The 16921-nt window shown below is 55.4% G+C and carries 16 protein-coding genes; 5 read left to right on the top strand and 11 right to left on the bottom strand.

Annotation, left to right across the window (positions count from 1 at the left end):
- Positions 1-5 precede the first annotated feature (5 nt).
- From A3L12_RS01320 to A3L12_RS01280, 9 genes are all read right to left on the bottom strand, one after another.
- The gene (locus A3L12_RS01320; protein WP_088883188.1) at positions 6-725 is read right to left on the bottom strand and encodes an ABC transporter permease; all 720 of its coding nucleotides are present in this window, start codon (positions 723-725) and stop codon (positions 6-8) included.
- Complete coding sequence (locus A3L12_RS01315) at positions 713-1654, bottom strand: ABC transporter ATP-binding protein (protein WP_088881932.1); 942 nt, start codon at positions 1652-1654, stop codon at positions 713-715. Before A3L12_RS01315 ends, A3L12_RS01320 begins: the two co-directional genes overlap by 13 nt.
- Positions 1651-2817 (bottom strand): WD40 repeat domain-containing protein, encoded by a 1167-nt coding sequence (locus A3L12_RS01310; protein WP_088881931.1) that lies wholly within the window; start codon positions 2815-2817, stop codon positions 1651-1653. The genes A3L12_RS01315 and A3L12_RS01310 overlap by 4 nt, the downstream gene beginning before the upstream one ends.
- A gap of 100 nt (positions 2818-2917) precedes the next feature.
- Positions 2918-3424, bottom strand: a complete 507-nt coding sequence (locus A3L12_RS01305; protein WP_088881930.1) for a 4Fe-4S dicluster domain-containing protein — start codon at positions 3422-3424, stop codon at positions 2918-2920.
- A gap of 1 nt (position 3425) precedes the next feature.
- Complete coding sequence (locus A3L12_RS01300) at positions 3426-4481, bottom strand: FAD-dependent oxidoreductase (protein ID WP_088881929.1); 1056 nt, start codon at positions 4479-4481, stop codon at positions 3426-3428.
- Between the two features lie 5 nt (positions 4482-4486).
- Complete coding sequence (locus A3L12_RS01295) at positions 4487-4864, bottom strand: ferredoxin family protein (protein WP_088881928.1); 378 nt, start codon at positions 4862-4864, stop codon at positions 4487-4489.
- Positions 4865-4868: 4 nt separating this feature from the next.
- The gene (locus A3L12_RS01290) at positions 4869-5354 is read right to left on the bottom strand and encodes a 4Fe-4S dicluster domain-containing protein (RefSeq protein ID WP_198300055.1); all 486 of its coding nucleotides are present in this window, start codon (positions 5352-5354) and stop codon (positions 4869-4871) included.
- Entirely contained in the window at positions 5355-7379 is a 2025-nt protein-coding gene (fdhF, locus tag A3L12_RS01285) for a formate dehydrogenase subunit alpha (protein WP_198300067.1), read from the bottom strand.
- Positions 7380-7441: 62 nt separating this feature from the next.
- Positions 7442-8458, bottom strand: coding sequence for a formate/nitrite transporter family protein (locus tag A3L12_RS01280; protein WP_088881927.1), 1017 nt, complete (start codon positions 8456-8458; stop codon positions 7442-7444).
- 591 nt (positions 8459-9049) lie between these two features.
- On the opposite strand from A3L12_RS01280, the gene A3L12_RS01275 reads away from it, so the two are divergent.
- Both A3L12_RS01275 and A3L12_RS01270 read left to right on the top strand, forming a co-directional pair.
- The gene (locus tag A3L12_RS01275; protein ID WP_088881926.1) at positions 9050-11026 is read left to right on the top strand and encodes a S8 family serine peptidase; all 1977 of its coding nucleotides are present in this window, start codon (positions 9050-9052) and stop codon (positions 11024-11026) included.
- Positions 11027-11067: 41 nt separating this feature from the next.
- A complete protein-coding gene (locus A3L12_RS01270) occupies positions 11068-12822 on the top strand; it encodes a hypothetical protein (RefSeq protein WP_198300054.1) in 1755 nt (584 codons plus the stop codon).
- A gap of 8 nt (positions 12823-12830) precedes the next feature.
- Here A3L12_RS01270 and bpsA read toward each other — a convergent pair whose 3' ends face one another.
- Complete coding sequence (gene bpsA, locus A3L12_RS01265) at positions 12831-13886, bottom strand: N(4)-bis(aminopropyl)spermidine synthase (RefSeq protein WP_088881924.1); 1056 nt, start codon at positions 13884-13886, stop codon at positions 12831-12833.
- Positions 13887-13990: 104 nt separating this feature from the next.
- On the opposite strand from bpsA, the gene A3L12_RS01260 reads away from it, so the two are divergent.
- From A3L12_RS01260 to A3L12_RS01250, 3 genes are all read left to right on the top strand, one after another.
- Positions 13991-14731, top strand: coding sequence for an ATPase (locus A3L12_RS01260; protein ID WP_088881923.1), 741 nt, complete (start codon positions 13991-13993; stop codon positions 14729-14731).
- Positions 14732-14792: 61 nt separating this feature from the next.
- On the top strand, positions 14793-15326 hold the full coding sequence (locus A3L12_RS01255) for a metal-sulfur cluster assembly factor (protein ID WP_088881922.1): 534 nt from the start codon (positions 14793-14795) through the stop codon (positions 15324-15326).
- A gap of 131 nt (positions 15327-15457) precedes the next feature.
- On the top strand, positions 15458-15661 hold the full coding sequence (locus A3L12_RS01250; protein ID WP_088881921.1) for a ferredoxin: 204 nt from the start codon (positions 15458-15460) through the stop codon (positions 15659-15661).
- 85 nt (positions 15662-15746) lie between these two features.
- On the opposite strand, the gene A3L12_RS01245 is transcribed toward A3L12_RS01250, so the two are convergent.
- The gene (locus A3L12_RS01245; protein WP_088881920.1) at positions 15747-16919 is read right to left on the bottom strand and encodes a nicotinate phosphoribosyltransferase; all 1173 of its coding nucleotides are present in this window, start codon (positions 16917-16919) and stop codon (positions 15747-15749) included.
- Positions 16920-16921 lie beyond the last annotated feature (2 nt).

Below are 16921 nucleotides of genomic sequence, written 5' to 3'. Positions count from 1 at the left end.
GAACATCAGTACAGCTTTTTGAGGGTTCTAACGCTCGCTATGAAAAAGAGAAGCCCCAGTATTGAAAGCAGGAGCACCGAGTACTCGAAGGGTATTACGTCGTAGTAGTCAAGGATCGCAAAGCGAAGGGCCTCAACGGAGTAGGTGAGGGGAGTTACAATGCCCGCCAGCATGAACCACCGGGGGAAGAGGGAGAGCGATGCTATTGCCCCGCTCGTGAATATCATGGGGAGCCTGAAGAGGTTGAGGTAGCTCATCACGTTTATGGGGTTTCTTACAGCAAGGGATACGTAGACCCCAAAGGCGGAAAAGGTGAAGTTCGCCATTGCAATCAGTATCAGGGTCAGGACCGGATGGGAGATGCCGTAGCGCAGGAAGTTCAGGAGGAGCAGGAGGGTTATGATGCTAACCATGGTCCCAAAGAGCGCTCCAACGAGGATTTTCGCAAGGATTATCTCACCGTATCTCACGGGAGCCAGAAGGAGGCGCTCGAACGTCTTCAACCGGCGCTCGAAGATCAGCGAGGAGGCCACAAAGGACGTTGTGGCGAAGAGGGCCGATATGCTCACGAGTCCGGGTGCGAGGTGGTCCACATCTCCGAAGCGCACTATGAAGGAGAGCGTGAAAACGAGGGGAAACACCAATCCCCAGCTTATAGAGCCCGGTTTCAGCATGTACTCCCTGAACTCCTTCTTCACTATGGCGAGGATCTTCATATCGGGCATCCCCCGCATGAGGTCCTGCAGGTAGGAGACTCATTGCTTTCATCCGTGAGCCTGAGAAAGACCTCCTCGATGCTGGGCAGCTGCGTTTCCAGATGGAGGATTTTAAACCCAAGCTCCCCCTTCAGTTCATGCAGCTCATCCAGAAACCCGTCCACGTCGCCCGTTTCTATCAGGATCAGATCCTCATCGAAAGATGGCCCGTACTTCTCCAGAGCCCTGAGGAGCCTGTTGCTCAGGGGTTCGACCTTAAACCTCACCCTGATTCCGCTTCCAAGAAGGGAGCGCACCTCGTTTCTCCTCCCCATGGCCACTATCTTTCCCCTGTTTATTATGGCTATCCTGTGCGGAAGCTTCTCAGCCTCAACCATGTTGTGGGTGGTCAGGAATATCGTTCTCCCCTCCTTGTTCAGGGAGAGGACCATTTCCCTGACGAGCTTTGCGGAGTGAACATCGAGGGCGACGGTGGGTTCGTCCATGAATATCACGGGGGGCTCGTGAACGAGCGCCGCCGAGATGGCAACCCTCCTTTTGTACCCCGAGCTTAGCTTTCCAAACTTCTGCCTTCTCGGGAGGTTGAACTCCTTTATGAGGCGCTCCACGTTCTCCTTAGGCGCGTTATAAAGCTCCGCAAGGAAGTTCAGGTTTTCCTCAACCGTCAGCTCATCGTAGAGGTTTGAAACGTCCTGAACGACCCCTATGCTCTTCTTAACCTTCAACCGCTCCCTTCTAACATCGTAGCCGTTTACGTAGGCTTCTCCTTCGGTTATCTTTGTCAGGGTTGAGAGCATCCTCACGGTGGTTGTCTTTCCCGCGCCGTTTGGCCCGAGGAAGCCGAAGATCTCCCCCCTCTTCACCTCAAAGCTTACGTGGTCAACGGCAACCAGATCGCCGTACTTTTTGGTGAGGTTCTTTGCCGTTATCACGCTCACTCTCTCATCTCCCGGATCGCCAGCAGCAGCATGGCCGTTAACACGAGGATTAGACCGCCGAGGATGTAGCTTTTTTCGGTGCCTTCCCTTTGGGCCACGCTGGTTTGATCGGTTACGGTGGTTGATTCCTTTTGCATGTCCATGAAGTGGACGGTTCCCTCGCACAGGATCTTTGAGAACACCTTGTGGGAGACGGCAAGGTAGCGCCCGTTCTCGCTTATGGAGACCTTTTCAATGGTTTCGTTTGTCTCGAATACCCAGTCCACGTTACCCTGCGGGTCTATGAAGAACGCCTGACTCCCCCCACCCGCCAGAACGTAGCCCCTGCCGATTCCAACGTCCCACATGACGTCAAAGCTCGGGATTGAGTACAGCTCCTCCCCATAGCTGTCCAAAACCACTATCTCCCCGATATCTCCAGCCACAACGGTCCTGTTCCCGTCGAAATCCATATCACGCACGTAATCGTCGAAATCCCTTTCCCAGAGCTCTTCTCCCTTTAGCGAGAATGCGTAAACCCTGCTCCTCCAGTTCCCGTTCTCTTCCCACAGGGCGAGAACCATAACCCGTCCGGCCTTTGCCTTTACACGCCAGACCCTTCCCCTGAGTTCCTTTTCCCACAGGAGGGTGCCTTCGTCATTTAAAAGCACGAGGTTTCCCCCATCGTCTCCCGCGATGACGTAACCCCCGTAGAGTTCGGCGCTCCATACCGGAGCCTTCAGTTTATACTTCCACTTCAACTCCTTCCCTTCAAAGAAGTAGACGTTTCCATCCTCGCTTCCGGCTATAAACCTCTCCCCATCTTTGCTTATATCGACGGCCCATACTATGCCATCCGTCTTGTATTCGTAGATCAGGTTCCCCCTCGGGTCAAAGAGGTGAACGAAGAAGCCTTTTGTCCCCACGACGGTGTAATCGTTGTCGCTCAGGGCTATGGAGTAGGGGAAATCCCTTACAGGCGATTTAAAAACCCTCGTGCCGTTCGGTTTAAAAAGAATGGCATCGTATCCGAAGCCGAGGGCAAGGTCTCCATTGTCGTTGAAGGCCATGGAAAAGACGATGCACTGGTCTTTGTACGTCCAGTCCCACCGGGGCTGTGCAGAAACGTCCGGAAACATGATTATCAGGAGGAAGGCGATGATAAGGATGAACTTTTTTCTCATGAGGTTCACCGGGGGGTTGATGTTCCCCGGAATTTAAAAGCTTGATGCAAACAATCAAAAATCAGTAAACTTAAAGGCCCATGGAAGCCACGCAGTATCCTCAGAGCATCCTCCCGGTGCCCTCGAGGGCCTCGGAGGAAATCCTTTCCCTTGCTATCTTCTCCGCCGTCCGCTTCCTTACCCTCTCCTCCACCTCCTCGGGCCTTCCGAAGAATATTGCCTCAGCCGGGCACATCTCACTGCACGCGGGAGCCATTCCAAGTTCCCTTCTGTCGGCGCACATATCGCACTTTACCATTGCTTTCACCTTCACGTCGAAGCTCGGCACTCCGAAGGGGCACACCGCCAGACACATGAAGCACCCGATGCATTTGTCGGGGTCTATTATAACAGCCCCATCCCCGTCCCTGTGTATGGCACCCGCCGGGCAAACGTCCATGCACGGGGCCTTCTCACAGTGATGACAGTTTATGGGAACCGGAAGGCCGCTTACGGTGTAGTAGATCCTTATGTTCGGTTTCCCGTTGTGGAGGAACTCACAGACGCTCTGGCACGTTTCACATCCTATGCACAGGCTGTAATCAACGTGGAGGATTCTCCTCGCCATTTTAATCACCCCGGAGCCAGAGGTGCATGCTCTCGGCAGCCAGAAGCCCGTCCAGCACGGCCCTGCCAACCTTCGATGGCCCTATAACCACATCCCCCGCCGCAAAGACGCCCTCCCTGCTCGTCATGTGCCGCGAATCAACGACGATTCTGCCCTTTCCATCAACCGCTATACCGGCATCCCCTGCGAAGGGGGGCGTTGGTCTCTGACCGACCGCAAAGATCACGTAATCGACGTCTATCTGGAAGTTTGAGCCTTCAATCGGGATCGGTTTTCTCCTTCCCCTCTCGTCGGCCTCTCCGAGCCTGCACTTCTGTAGTTCGATCGCCCTGACCCTTCCACCTTCGCCTATTATCCTCGCGGGAACCGTGAGCTCGAGCCATTTGATTCCCCTTTGCTTTAGGAGGTTTATCTCGTACGCACCGGCGGGGGCTTCGTTGATCGTCCTGCGGTAGCTCATGTAAACCTTCTCCGCACCGAGGAGCATGCTTTCCATGGCGGCGTCAACCGCCGTGTGTCCCGCGCCAACCACCATGACTTTTTTACCCTCGATCGGGGGAACCTCGTCCCAGCCCATGTGGCCGAGCCTTGCGGATTTGATTCTGAACAGATACCCCAAGGCCGGGTAGACCCCCTCCAGATCCACGCCCTCAATTGCCGGCATCCATGATTTCCATGTGCCTGTGGATATAAGGACGGCATCGTATTCCTTCACGAGTTCATTGAAGTCCACAACGTTTTCGACGAAATCGTCCCCCTCCTCATCACCGTTTCCGAATGCAACTTTTGTACCGGCGAAGAATTTAACTTCAAAGACGTTCTCCAGCTCCCTGCACCCCTCCCTAACGCGGTAGATTGGGATCCTGAACTCGGGTATCCCGAAGAGCATCAGACCACCGGGCTCCGGGAGCTTATCGTAGACGTGGACCTCATGGCCGTGGCACACGAGGTAACCAGTGGCACTCAGTCCCGCCGGGCCGGCACCGATTATGGCAACCTTTTTCCCCGTGGGCCCGGGTTTTTCCCTGCAGAGAAAGGCAAACCTCATCCCACCCATAACCATCACCTCATATAACCTTCGTACTTTGTCGCCACATCAAAAAGCCTCTTTCTTTTGCAGTCATCGCACAGATAGGCCATTTCCGGGTCTTCTCCCATGCTCTCAAGCTTTCTCGCGAGGTATTCAGCCTCCTTGAGGGTGCGATTGAGCCTTTTGCCGCAGCCCGCGCATGAGGCGTACTCAAAGAGGAAGACGGCTCTCTCGGGCCTTCCTTCTATTGCGCCGGTGGGACAGGCATCGTTGCACTCGTACCCACAATCCCCGCATTCCTCCGGCTCGAAGACTACCTTCCGGAGGTTCTCCTCGGAAATTGAAATGGCATCGAAGGGACAGACCTTTGCGCAGATGCCGCATCCAATGCAGAGGTTTCCCTTTAGCATGGGATCACCTGAGGATTGCTATCCTCTCTATGGCCTTCCTCTGGGCCTCGACTATGCGTTCCGCTCTGTTCCTTCTCTTCTCCTCCATGATCTCGTTTATCTCACCGAAGACGAGTGCTTCCGTTGGGCAGACGGATACGCAGGCGGGGAGCTTTCCCTCCCTTCTTCTATCCGCACAGAGGTCGCACTTAACGGCCACCTCCCTGATGGGGTCAACGATGGGAATGGCGTAGGGGCAGACGGCCGAGCACATGTAACAGCCTATGCACTTATCCTCCTCGAGGACCACGGCTCCACTCTCATCCCTGTAAAGGGCGTTCGTCGGGCACACCTCAACGCATGGCGCCTTCTCGCAGTGACGGCAGTTCAGGGGAACGGCCATGTCCTCAAACTCGTAGACGCTTATGAGGGAGATCCCGTGTTCCTTTTCACACGCCACCTCACAGGCCCTGCAGGCTATGCACCTTCCAAAGTTTATGAAAAGCTTCATTCACATCACCCTCTCCACCCTGCATGCGCTAACCTTTAACTCGGGTATTTTCGCCACGGGATCGAGGGCATCGTTCGTGAGAACGTTGGCCCCCCAGTGCCACGGAACGGCTATCAGGCCTTCGCCGACGCGCTTCGTAATCCTTGCCCTGCACTCGTAGGATCCGCGCCTCGTTACGATCCTGATCCTTTCTCCATCCTCAATTCCAAGCCTTTTAGCGTCTGAAGGGTTGATCTCAGCGTAGGCCTCCCCCCACCTTCTGGCGAGCGCCTCACTCCTTCCGCTCATCGTGGCCGTGTGGTACTGCCCCACGACCCTGACGGTCGTCAGCATGAAGGGGTAATCCTCATCCGGCAGTTCAGCCGGCGGTCTGAACTCCACGGGAATTAGATTCGCCCTTCCATCGGGCGTCGGGAAGCGCTCCACGTGGAGGCGCTCCGTTCCCGGGTGGTCTTCACTTGGACAGGGCCACTGGATGCCTTCAACGTTGCCCTTAAGCCTCTCCGGAGTTATGCCCCTGTACTGGGGAACCACGAGGCATATCTCCCGCGTTACGTCCTCCACGCTTTCGTAGTTGAAATCCAGGCCGAGTGCCTTCCCGAGCATCACCAGTATCTCCCAGTCGGCCTTTGCCTCTCCCGGCGGCTCTATGGCCTTGAAGTTCCACTGGACCCTCCTTTCGCTTGCCGTGAACGAGCCTTCCTTCTCCGCGTAGGCCGCCGCCGGCAGGACGTAGTGGGCATGCTCCGCGGTCTCCGTCAGGAATATGTCCTGAACCACGAGCAGTTCGAGGTTCTCGAGCGCTTCGATCACGTGCTTCGTGTTGGGATCGCTCACGGCCGGGTTCTCCCCCATTACGTAGAGGGCTTTGATGTTCCCTTTGTGGGCCTCCTTTATCATTTCGGGAACCGTCAGGCCGGGCTTCTCTGGAAGCTCCTCCACGCCCCAGATCCCGGCCACGCGCCCGCTATCGGTGACGCTCTGGTAACCGGGAAGGACGTCCGGGAGGGCACCCATATCGCAGGCACCCTGCACGTTGTTCTGACCGCGCATCGGGAACAGGCCCGTCCCCTCTTTGCCCACGTAGCCGCACAGCAACCCAAGATCGGCGAGGGCCTCGACGTTTCCGGTTCCGGTCACATGCTGCGTGATGCCCATGGCCCACATTATTATCCCCCTGCCGGCTGTTGCGAAGGTTATGGCAGTCTCCCGGATCAGGTGCGCCGGTACGCCCGTGATCTTCTCAGCGTACTCAGGTTTGTACTTCTCGACAACCCTGACGAGCTCTTCGAAGCCCTTCGTTCGCGAGGACACGAAATCCCGGTCGTATAGGCGCTCCTTTATTATGACGTGCATCAGGGCGTTGGCCAGTGCTATGTCCGTCCCGGGCCTTATCCGGAGGTGCATATCGGCAAACCATGCCGTCCGGGTCTTCCTTGGGTCGACCACGATTATTCTGGCCCCATTGTCCTTTGCCTTCAGGATGTAGTGCATCAAAACGGGATGGGTTTCGGCCGGGTTGTAACCCCATATGAGGAGCACTTTTGCCCGGGGTATGTCCCTGTAGGAACCGCTCTGGGCCGCCGCCCCAACTGTTCTGCTAAGACCCGCTACCGTTGAAGCGTGGCACAGGCGGGCGCAGTGGTCAACGTTGTTCGTTCCAAGGAGGCGCGCCATCTTCTGCATGAGGTAGTTCTCCTCGTTGGAGCATCGGGCACTTGAGAGGAAGCCAAGAGCATCGGGGCCGTATTTGTCCCTTATCTCCAGAATCTTCCCGGCTATTTCCCTTATCGCCTGTTCCCAGCTGATCTCCACGAAACCCTTTTCTGTGCGCTTTAGGGGCCTTGTAAGCCTGTCCCTGTGCCTCAGAAAGTCCAAAGCAGCTACTCCCTTGGGGCACAGCTTTCCCCCGTTAACGCCCCCCTCGTAAACCTCTATCCCCACGGGCTCTCCGTTGAGCGTTTTTATGTAAAACCTGCACCCGACCCCGCAGTACGGGCAGAGTCCTATCGTGAGCTTTTCCATCCCTCTCACCTTTCACATTTTTATGTTAAAATTTAAGAGTTTTTCTGATAATTTAAGCAAATTTATGTTAAACATTTGCTTCCACCTCCGCATACGCCACGCCAGACCGCGTGGGTTACACCCGCCCCGTAGAGGATTATAAAGGCTGGAACCGCCCAGAGGGCCGCTTTTCCAAGACCGTTCAGTAGATAGGCTATTCCGGCCGGTATCAGGGTCATGAGCACGGTGAAGATCAGGAGAAGTTCCAGGAAGTCAAGGATCTCCTTAAGCGCACGCTCACCATCGGCCAGGTACCAGTGGTAAAAGCCAACGAAGAAGAAGCCACCGACGGCGTTTCCAACGGTGACCGGTATTACGTTTTTGAAAAAGTCAACCCATGTAACGGAGTAGTCGCTTGCAAATATTGTGCTCGTGATGGCCCACATGTTCGCAATGCTGTGCTCGAACCCGATGGCAACGAAGGCGAATATCGGAAACCACGTGGCGAGGATTTTTCCCGCGGTATCCTTTGCCCTGACGTAGAGCCATATGGCAACGTTAACGAGCCAGTTACAGCCCACGGCAAGCCAGAACGCTTTCCAGGGAGTTAGGTTAACCTTGTAGGTTCCTATGCCCACGAGAACATCCCTGAATAGTCCGCCCCCGAATAACCCCGTGCCGTAGACCGCCAGAAACGCCAGGAATACGCTACCCATGAAGTTGCCCGCGTAACTACCGATCCAGTTGTAAAGGACGTCCCTAACCTCAACCTTTCCCGTCAGCTTCGAAATGGACACGATCTGGGTGTTCCCGGTCCAGAGGTCTGCTCCGCCCAGAAGGACGGCTATGAGGCCCACGGGAAACACGGCACCCAGGAGGAGCTTGAACAACGACGTGTTGGGAAGCGTTCCGAGCTTCGGGTGAAAGCTCGCACCGGCCACTATCGCCAGCATGAACCCGAAAGCAATGTAAGCACCTGCCATAAAACCCGCGAAGAGGAGTTTTGACGGAGGGGCTCTGGTTTTGGCGTACCCTATACCCGAACAGGCATCCACACCTTCATGCACATTATAGAGTATTGGAGTACTTTTATCCTCCATAAAGATCACCTTTTATCTTGATGTCATCTTATGTTCATTGAAACGTATGGCATCGAGAATAAAAACCTTTTTTAAACACTTCATTTTCAACAAAAGGTTTGGAAATTACTGTTCTGGAAATTTAATGCCACCTAAACCCTTTTTTATTGCCCCGATGTACCTTCATGTTCCGGGATGCATTGATCGGTAGCGGAATTAAAGTCACGGGCGGGCAATACCGTTGATGGGGGTCATCGGATGGGTGTTACCCGAATCTCCGTGATGAAGAAAGGAACCCATCGGGTTTTTAACAACCCCGGAACGATCCGGCTGGGGGCAAGGTTTTCACAGGTTGTTATATTTTTTCCAGGGATGTGATGTTTGTCCAAAATATAACTTAAACTCTCATTTCTATGATTTTAAACAACTCAGAGTCGCTGGTATGCATGATCCTGACCCTTTTAGACACAAATCTCTCGCCGCATTCTGAAATTTACATTCGAATGCAGAAAGGGACTTTCAATAACATCGTGTTGCGTAAGGTTTTTATAATGTTCTAAATCATCGTCGGATGCTCTAATATGTGGACCAGTGAATTGGGAGGCGACTGTAATGAAAAGGGCTGGTATGGTTGTAGTGGCTTTGGTGCTTGTGGGACTCATGGCCGGAGCGGTCCTTGCGACACCGGTCAAGCCCACCGTGAAGAACGTCGGCCACCAGAAAAACTACGGGCTTTTGACCCCCGGGCTGTTCAAGAAAGTTCAGAGGATGAACTGGGATCAGGAAGTTGACACGGTGATAATGTTCGGAAGCTATCAGGACAGGAACAGGGCCCTCGGGATACTTAAGACCATGGGCGCTGAGGTGAAGCACTCCTACAGCATAATCCCCGCGGTTGCGGTTAAGATAAAGGTCAGGGACCTTCTTCTGATCTCGGGCATGATCGACACGGGTTTCTTCGGCAGGAGCAGCGTCTCGGGAATAAAGTTCATACAGGAAGATTATAAGGTTCAGGTTTCGGACGCTACTTCGGTTTCTCAGATTCAGGCCGACAGGGTCTGGAACTCCCTCGGTTACGACGGAAGCGGTGTGGTGGTTGCGGTAATTGACACCGGTATAGACGCGAATCACCCCGATCTGAAGGGCAAGGTCATAGGCTGGAAGGACGAGGTCAACGGCAGGACGACCCCCTACGACGATCATGGACACGGAACCCACGTTGCAGGTATAATAGCCGGGACCGGTTCGGTTAACTCGAACTACGTAGGCGTGGCCCCCGGAGCCAAACTGGTGGGCGTTAAAGTCCTTGGAGCCGACGGCTCGGGAAGCGTCTCCGATATCATAGCGGGCGTTGACTGGGTCGTCCAGAACAAGGACAAATACGGCATAAAGGTCATAAACCTGTCCCTCGGCTCAAGTCAGAGCTCCGACGGAACCGACTCCCTGAGTCAGGCCGTTAACAATGCATGGGACGCCGGTCTGGTCGTCTGCGTTGCAGCTGGCAACAGCGGACCGGATACCCGCACGATCGGTTCACCGGCAGCGGCCAGCAAGGTCATAACCGTCGGGGCTGTTGACAGCAACGACAACATAGCCAGCTTCTCCAGCAGGGGCCCAACGGCCGACGGAAGGCTCAAGCCGGAAGTGGTGGCCCCGGGCGTTGACATCATAGCCCCCCGCGCCAGCGGCACGAGCATGGGCACCCCCATAGACGATTACTACACCAAGGCCTCGGGAACCAGCATGGCCACCCCCCACGTCGCGGGTGTTTCGGCGCTCATCCTGCAGGCCCACTCCGACTGGACGCCCGATAAGGTAAAAACGGCCCTTATAGAGACGGCCGATATAGTTGCCCCGAAGGAGATAGCGGACATCGCCTACGGTGCCGGAAGGGTCAACGTTTACAAGGCCATAAACTACGATAACTACGCCAAACTTGTCTTCACCGGATCCGTTGCCAACAAGGGAAGCGCCACCCACTCCTTTGACGTGAGCGGGGCCACTTTCCTCACGGCCACCCTCTACTGGGACAACAGCGGGAGTGACATCGATCTCTACCTCTACGACCCCAACGGCAATGAGGTGGACTACTCCTACACCGCCTACTACGGCTTCGAAAAGGTCGGTTACTACAACCCCAGCGCGGGAACTTGGACGGTCAAGGTCGTCAGCTACAGCGGTTCGGCGAACTATCAGGTTGACCTCGTCAGCGATGGAAGCCTCAACCAGTCGGGCGGTGGGGGTTCAAATCCCAACCCGAACCCCAGCCCGACACCGACCACCGACAGCCAGACCTTCACCGGATACGTGGACGACTACTGGGACACCAGCGACAGCTTCACCATGACCGTGAACAGCGGCGCCACCAAGATAACGGGCGATCTTACCTTCGACACCAGCCGGCACGACCTTGATCTCTACCTCTACGACCCCAACGGGAACCTCGTGGACAGGTCCACCACGAGCGACAGCTTTGAGCACGTCGAGGCCTCCAACCCGACACCGGGTACGTGGACGTTCCTTGTTTACGCCTACAGCACCTACGGATGGGCCAGCTACGAGCTCAAGGCGGTTGTCTACTACGGCTGAAGCTTTTTAACTTCCTTTTCTTCTCCCTTTGGGGTGGTATGATGAAAAGGGTTCTCGGGATACTGTTCGTAGTCATGCTCATCGGGTTATCCCTTCCCCCCGGAAGTGCTAAAATCGAGCCCTACGTTTACACGCCCGCGGTTCCGGAAACTTCCTTCTCGGTCCTCGCCCTCTATCGAACCGGGGATTACGATAAGGTGATGGAGGGATGCGAGTGGCTTCTCCAGATGAAGACCCCCTTCGATTCGTGGGGGGTGGCCTACGGGGAAGAGCACATGGCCAAATACACGGCCATGGCGATGCTCGCACTCATGAGGGGCGAGAGGATAGCGGAGGGCCGGTACAGGGAAACGTTGAACGGAGCCGCTTACTGGCTGATATACAGGCAGAACCCTGACGGCTCCTGGGAGGACTACACGGGGACCGCTCTGGCGGTAATTTCGCTCAGGGAGTTCCTCGAAGGGGGATACATCGATGAGAGTCTAACGGGCTTTGAGAAACAGGTTAAAGAGGCCATAAACCGGGGAGAGGGCTGGCTCATCTCCTCGAAGGCAGAAACCGACGAAGAGAGGATATTCGGCTATCTGGCCCTCGGAAAGGAGAAGGAACTCGAGGACATGAAGGTTGAGGGTGAGCTTAAAGCTTACAGGGCCTTTGCCATGGCCTACCTCGGAAGGAAGGTCGGGCTGAGCGGTGACTTCAACTCAACCTTGGGCATAGCGATGGCCCTCTACGCAACGGGCAATCCCGAATACCGGAAGGAACTGATCGAAAGGGAGCACTTCGGATTCTGGGGTCCACTCCGCTACCGTGTTCTCGACCTTTTGAGCGTCTCAAAGGTTCCCGGTTTTGAGGACCTGAGGGGAATCGCCTGCCCCTACCTGAAGAAGATACAACCACAGGAGGACGTTGAAAGGGTAACCCTGGGAGACTACTACGTGCTCTGCAACCTAACCCCCGGGTTCCCATCGAACTACTCAAAGCTACTCCCGTGGCAGGTTGCCGAGATGGCCAGACTGAAGGCTCTGATCGGGGAGGACTACTCCGGAGAGGTAAGCTACCTCCTGAAAACCTCGAAAGGCGGTATCTGGAGGGACTTCTACAACACCGAATACGTTGTGTGGGTTCTCAGAACGCTGAAGGTGGACCACGATTACAACCGCTCGCTGGAGTACCTCTCCCGGAACCTCACATGGATGGTCCTGACTAAGGACCCAAAGACCGGAAATCCGGTTTACTACAACGTTCCCACCTACTACTTCGCCCACGCGCTGATGGTTTTCAAGGAGTTTGGGATGGAGAGGGAGCTCAACGAGACCCTCCGCATCCTCGGGGAGAGGCAGTACCCCAGCGGCGGGTTTCCCTACACTCAGGGCTCCGTTGCGGGTTTGCTATCTACCTCCAGAACCCTCTGGGCCCTGCACGAGGCCGGACTGGAAGGAAGCAGCCTGTACTCGAGGGGCGTTTCCTTCCTGAGGAACCTTATATACGCCAACCTTCCGGAGGTCGAAGTGAGGGACGGAAGGGTTGAGCTGGCCAACGCAACGTTTCTGCTGATCAGGGGTTCAAGATACGTCGGAAGCTCGAACGACACGGCAGAGATAGGCGATCTGGACGGCTACGTGACGATCTACCCCCGGGAAAACCCTCTCCTGATAGAGGCCCGGGCAGTTGAGGGCTTCAAAGTCTCCGGGGGGAAATGGGTGGGGCACTACGTTTACCCGGCTGTGGCTATCGTTCTGGCGGGTGCGGCCCTTCTAATGGTAACAAGAAGGAGACGAGAGAAGGGGCGCTGACCCCTTCCTCATTGTGTCGAGGCCTCTTCGTCGTTGTAAAGCTCGTCACCCGCTTCAATCTTATCTTCGAATCCCCTCGAGCCTTCGAGCGTCTGAATCCTGAACATGTAGCTCTTGTACCAGTTGTACGAAGGTTTGACCTTGACCGGAAGCAGCTTCCACGCCCTCGTCTTCTCCTCGTAGCCCCAGTTAACGTACTCGTTGAAGTTCCGGATGATGTCGGTTATGACAACGCCGAACTCGTTGAGAAGGACCCTCTGGATTTCCCTCCACTTGTCCAGCGAGCTTTCGCGTCTCGTTATGCCGAAGTAACCCGCGCATCCGGGTCCTTTTAGTGTAGCTATTCCCCTTCCTATGAAGGCCCTCACGGCTTCAAGCGTCTCGGGGGGGTCTGTTATGAACGTGTCGAACCTGTGAAGGGCATACTCCGGTAGTGGTTCCCTCAAATCGAAGGTAAACATCTCGATGTTACCGTAGCCGATCTCCTCGGCCGTCTTCTCTATGAACCTCACGAGGCGCTCGTCTATGTCCAAAACGGCTATGCGTTTCGGAAGACCCGAGAGCATGAGGGCCACGCTGGTCAGATCGTCATCGCCGAGAACGAAAACTTCCCTGTTCTCGAGGTCGCCGCGTGTATGCATCAGGGCAACCCTCGCGACGGTGGTTTCGGGCGTTACGTAAGCCTGATCGAACTCCTGCTTCGGCCGGGGTCTGTCTCTGGTTATCTCCCTGAACTCCTTGAGGAGGTCGCCGAAGGCGTCGAGCTCAACCGTCTTTCCGCCACAGTGGGAGCACGTGAAGTCCCTTATGGTTCCGATTCCATACTTCTCCACCAGTTTCTTTCCGCTTTCGGTCAGAACGACGCTGGAACCATCGAAGGCCACGTAACCGGTCTCGTGGAGCGCCTCGATCACCGCAACCACGAGGGGAAGCGGTTCCTCGCTGAGGTCAACGATGCGCCAGACGTCGCCGCTCGTTTGAATCGCACCCAGAACGTTCTCAAGGGTTCTTCTGTAAACCGGAATGCTCGTCCTCCGCCGAACTCTTTCTATTATCCCCTCCATGGTGATCCCTCCCAAAAGGGTTTTGACCCGAAAGGGTTAGGCCGGGCCTCTTTTAAGGTTTTTCGAGCGATAGGTTTAATAGCCCCCTCCCGGATCGAAGGCCGATGATAGGCCCCGCTGGAGAGGATTTCGTTAAGAGGTACCGGCTTGAATACAACCTCGAGGCCCTCGAAAGGGTCAGGGAAGACCTCAACGAGGAGGCCTATTCCCGCCTTAAGGCTCTTGTAGAGTACCGTCTCCGCGGGAAAGAACTCGATCGCTCACCCGTTGGGGTAAGGGTGGTCGTGGCCTTCTCGGGAGGTTCCGACAGCACCACCGCTCTGAAGGTGCTTCGCTGGGCCGGTTTTGAGGTCGTTCCGGTAACGGTAAGGCTCCCGCAGATGGGGGAACAGGTCGTCCGCAACGCCCTAGGGGAAGGGGCGGTTCTCATTGAGGTTCCGGGTTATCTGGAGGAGATGAGGGAGAGGATCGCGAAGAAGGCCCCGATCTGCGGTCGATGCCACGGGATGGTCATGAACGCGGTGGAGAACTACGCAAGGGAGAAGGGGATAAAGATAATCGCGTCGGGCGATCTGCTGAGTTCAGGTCTAATCTCGATATACAAAAAGGACGACCTCGTGATCCTGAACCTTCCCGCCTTTCTGGCCATGGACAAGGAAGAGGCCATAGCGATGCTCGGACGGGATTACGAGCTTACCTTTGGATGTCCCCTCTGGAAGGAGGCCGCGAAAAAGGCCCCCTCCCTGAAGAGGTTCGGTATTCAGCGCGTCCTCCGGGAGCTCCGGGCGAGGGCACTTAAACCCGGTATGGCGGAGGAGCTTATCCTCGACATACTCCGGGGCTGATACCCATTCCTGTCCAAAAAAGGTTTAAATCTATCCCCCCAATCCACGTCTGGTGATGAGTATGGTTACGGAAGAAGAGGTTAAAGTGCTCGTTCGGAAGATCGTTGATGAGAAGTTCGTAAAGTCCGTTGAGGTTGATGAGTCGGGCAACGTCACCGTCACACTCGCAAAGGATACACCCAACGTTGACGACGTTCTCATAAAACTCCATTCGGAGATAGGAAAGCTCGAAGGTGTGGGGATGATAACCGTAAACCGGGAGAGGGAAACCACCGGCAACGGGGAGAACGTCCAGCTCACGAAGGAAACCGTTCTGGAAAAGCTCAAGGAAGTGATAGATCCGGAGATAGGTGGTGACGTTGTGAACCTCGGGCTGATCTACGAGGTTAAGGTAAGGCCCGACAACACGGTTTACGTTAAGATGACGATGACGACTCCCGGTTGTCCCCTGACGATGTGGATCCTCAGGGCAGTGGAGGATAAGATCCTCGAGATACCGGGCGTTAAGGACGCCGAGATAGAGCTAACCTTTGACCCGCCCTGGACCCCGGATAGGATAAGCGAGGAGTACCGGAAGAAGCTGGGGATTTTTTGACCGGCCCTGCCGGTATCTGTTCATTAAAGTCCCTCCTATCTCATTTTTACCCGGATAGCCTCTCTCCGAGGCTTCTTCCCCCGACGAAAAGTTTATATTCCCCCGGACACATCTAAACCCGGTGATGTTCCATGGCGTGGAAGGTTAGGGTTGACCAGGACGTTTGCATTGGAGATGCCATCTGTGCAAGCCTCTGCCCGGATGTCTTCGAGATGAACGACGAAGGCAAGAGCACCCCGATAGTTGACGTTATTGAAGACGAGGAGCTCTACAACTGTGCTACCGAGGCCGCAGAGGCCTGCCCGGTCAGCTGCATTTACATCGAAGAGGCCTGAAGGTCCTCTTAACTTTCCTTTCCTTCTCTTCTGCTTTCCCTGAAAAACGGAGAAAACGTTAGAAAATGCTTAGGAAAATTTCCGGCTATTCAAGGCCGAGTTCGAACCTCTTCGCCTGCTCCAGAACGTACTCCCGTATATCCCTCGCCTTCGGTAGTTCGGCCACTATCTCCCCGTTTTCTATCAGGGGTTTCAGGAGCGGTTCGACCCTTCCGCCGCAGACGGGGCATTTTTCAAGCTTCTTATCCGCGGGGACCCTGTGGTAATGCCCATTCTCGCAACGGTAAATCTGCTTCCTCCCGCTCAGCTTCCCGCGCTTGGTCATCGGCTTCCCTTCTACCTCCACTATATCGAGGGAAAAATCCACGGGCTTTGCCGACGCTATGCTCCCACCGACACCGAAGGCATCAGCTAAGTCGACGATTTCCCCTATGCTCTCCTCGTCCAGCCCGCCGCTCACGAGGATCTTAACCCATTCGTAGCCCCTTAAATCGAGCTCCCAGCGGACTTCCTCGATGATCCTTCTGAAGTTGCCCCTCCTTGAGCTCGGCGTGTCGAGTCTTATCGCGTTGAGCCTCTTGCCGAGTGCCTCCGCCGCCATCAAAGCCTCGAACTTCTCGTCGCACAGCGTATCAACGAGGGCGGTCCTCGGCACCTCTCCCTCCACGGTCTCGTCGTAGTACTTCCACGCCCTCACCTGGTCGCCCACAACGAGAATCAGTGCGTGGGGCATCGTCCCGACGGGTCTTTCTCCCATCATCTCCGCGCCCAGAACCCCTGAAACGCCGTCGCAGCCGCCTATGAATGCCGAGCGGTCCACCATCGGGGCTATCGCCGGGTGCATGTGCCTTATTCCAAAGGAGTACACCGGTTTGAAGCCGGCCGCTATCTTGGTCCTGAGGGCTGCCGTTGCTATGCCGCTCGCCTGACTGAGCATTCCGAGTAAAGCGGTCTCATAAATCCCGAAGTCATCGTAAAAGCCCTCTATCTGGAGAACCGGCTCGTAGGGATGGAAGATGGTCCCCTCGGGCATGGCGTAAACGTTAACCGGTAACCCTTCAAGGAGCTTTGCAACCTCCTCAACTCCGGCCAGAACTCCCCATTTCCAGCCGTGTGGAAGGGAAGTCGTTGTAACATCTGCAAAAACCTTCCTGCGGATGCCTTTTGCCTCGAGTATCTTTTTTGTTCTTATGAAGTAAACGTCGGTGGTTTTTCCGGCTTTGATATCCTCTTCGTGGGCAATGTAAAAATCCCTCATCT

Origin of the sequence: Thermococcus sp. P6, assembly GCF_002214525.1 — an archaeon.
Taxonomy (GTDB): Archaea; Methanobacteriota_B; Thermococci; order Thermococcales; family Thermococcaceae; genus Thermococcus.
This window is presented reverse-complemented; position numbering and strand designations above follow the sequence as displayed.